At 61.3% G+C, this 1,652-nt stretch carries 3 protein-coding genes; all 3 read right to left on the bottom strand.

Annotated elements, in window-relative coordinates:
• Positions 1–238 (bottom strand): hypothetical protein (locus KV557_RS41690; RefSeq protein WP_218207335.1); only part of this gene is annotated, 238 nt, incomplete at its 3' end.
• A gap of 236 nt (positions 239–474) precedes the next feature.
• A complete protein-coding gene (locus KV557_RS41695) occupies positions 475–1,323 on the bottom strand; it encodes a hypothetical protein (protein ID WP_218207336.1) in 849 nt (282 codons plus the stop codon).
• Positions 1,324–1,388: 65 nt separating this feature from the next.
• A partial coding sequence (locus KV557_RS41700) for a response regulator transcription factor (protein WP_218207337.1) occupies positions 1,389–1,652 on the bottom strand: 264 nt, incomplete at its 5' end.

Raw genomic sequence — 1,652 nt, forward strand, 5'->3', positions numbered from 1 at the left:
CGGGGGTGTATATGTCGATGGGCTGTGTCTGGGTCTCGTTCTCGTAGTCGTCATCGTTCGCGTGGTTGTTCGTGCTCCCGCCGGTGTAGATCGCGAGGTCGGCGGTGTTGCCGCCGCGCCCGCCGGACGGGTCTTTCAACACGACTGTCCAGTTCGGTCTCAGCAGTGCGGCCATGAAATGAGCCGATTGCTGCTCGCTTGGGCTCGGGTTGGTCGCCAAGATGATCAAACCTGCCATGGCGCTCGCCTCCTTCTTGGTGTTCCGCCTCCATGCGGACGGATGGATGTGATGACGCGTGAGGTACGGCTCACCGAAGTGGCGCACTCGTATCCCGGTAGATGCGCGCAACTGCAGGTCCCGACGCAGAACCAGTTGCTGCTCATGCCTGATAGGTACAACCGCCGGGGGAAGAAGGGACCGGGACGATGGAGCAGCCTTCATGCCGGGGACGCCCCGGTCCCACGCTTGCGGATCTAGGCTGCCCGGGCCTGGGCCCTGTCGAGGGCTGCTCTCACCTGCGCCGCCCTGTCGACGGACTTCAGAGCACCGATCTTCCTCTGGAACTCATCCATGTAGATCTGCAGTTTTTCGCTGGTCGTTCCGTAGGCATCCCAGCTGACGGTTCCATCGGCAAGCTGGTCCCCGAGCTTGTTGAGCATTTCCTCGAAGACCGCCAGCTGATTCTCGTACGCCTGCACGAGGCCCATGGCCGCCTCCGACTGTGCCTGCTTCACGGAGAACCGGACCTCGTACATGTACAGGTACTGCGAGATGTACTCGTTTTTGAAGAAGCTCTGCCCGTCGTACGACGAAGCCGACGTGGAGGCGAACATCTGCAGTCCGAAGCCGAGGGACTCGGTCTTGGTCGCGGTGGTGTAGGTCATCGACGTCCCGGTGCCGAAGCTGAGCACGGTGTTGCTCACCACGTCGAAGACCTTCCCGGCGATGTACAGCTCCAGGTTGGCCATGGCGCCGATCTCCTTGCCCAGCGCCTTGTCGGCATCCTCGACATTCTTGGCGGTCACGGTTGACCCCTTGGGGGGCGCCGCGCCGGAGAACACTGCGGCACCGATCCCGTCGATCACCTTCTTCAGGTTGTCCAGCGTGAACTCTTTCTCGTGCAGGAAGTCGATGTTCTCGCCGGAGACGAAGACCTTGGCGTCGTCGTACTTATTGTGCGAGTAGAAGGTCTCGATCTCAGCGTGCATCTTCTCTTTGGCGGCGGAGGCCTTCTGCGTCAGGTCCTGTTCCAGCGTCTGCAGGTACTGCCTGAACTGGTCGTCCTTGGCCTGAAGGGTCTCAATGCTCGGGGAAGTTCCCATTTTGTCCTCCTTTGGGTAGTAACTCCTTTTTCTCACGATGTCTGGTCAATCCAGGGTGGTCATCATCAAAAATGATGAATCTTCCGCATTCGCTCGATCAGCGTCGGCTCGCGGCACGACCGGTGAGCCAACGCGACTGCCGCGAGCTGCGAGGAGACTCCAAGTTTGGTTAGCACCGCGCGGATGTGACTGCGGACGGTCGGCAGTGAGATCTGGTCCTCCCCAGCGATCTCGGCCGCCGATCGGCCGGCGAGCAACGCGCACAGCACATGTTGCTCACGGGGGGTCAGGGCGGAGAACCGTCGTGCTTCCTGCTCACGCTCCCGGAG

The organism is Kitasatospora aureofaciens, assembly GCF_019192735.1.
Classification (GTDB): domain Bacteria; phylum Actinomycetota; class Actinomycetes; order Streptomycetales; family Streptomycetaceae; genus Kitasatospora; species Kitasatospora aureofaciens_A.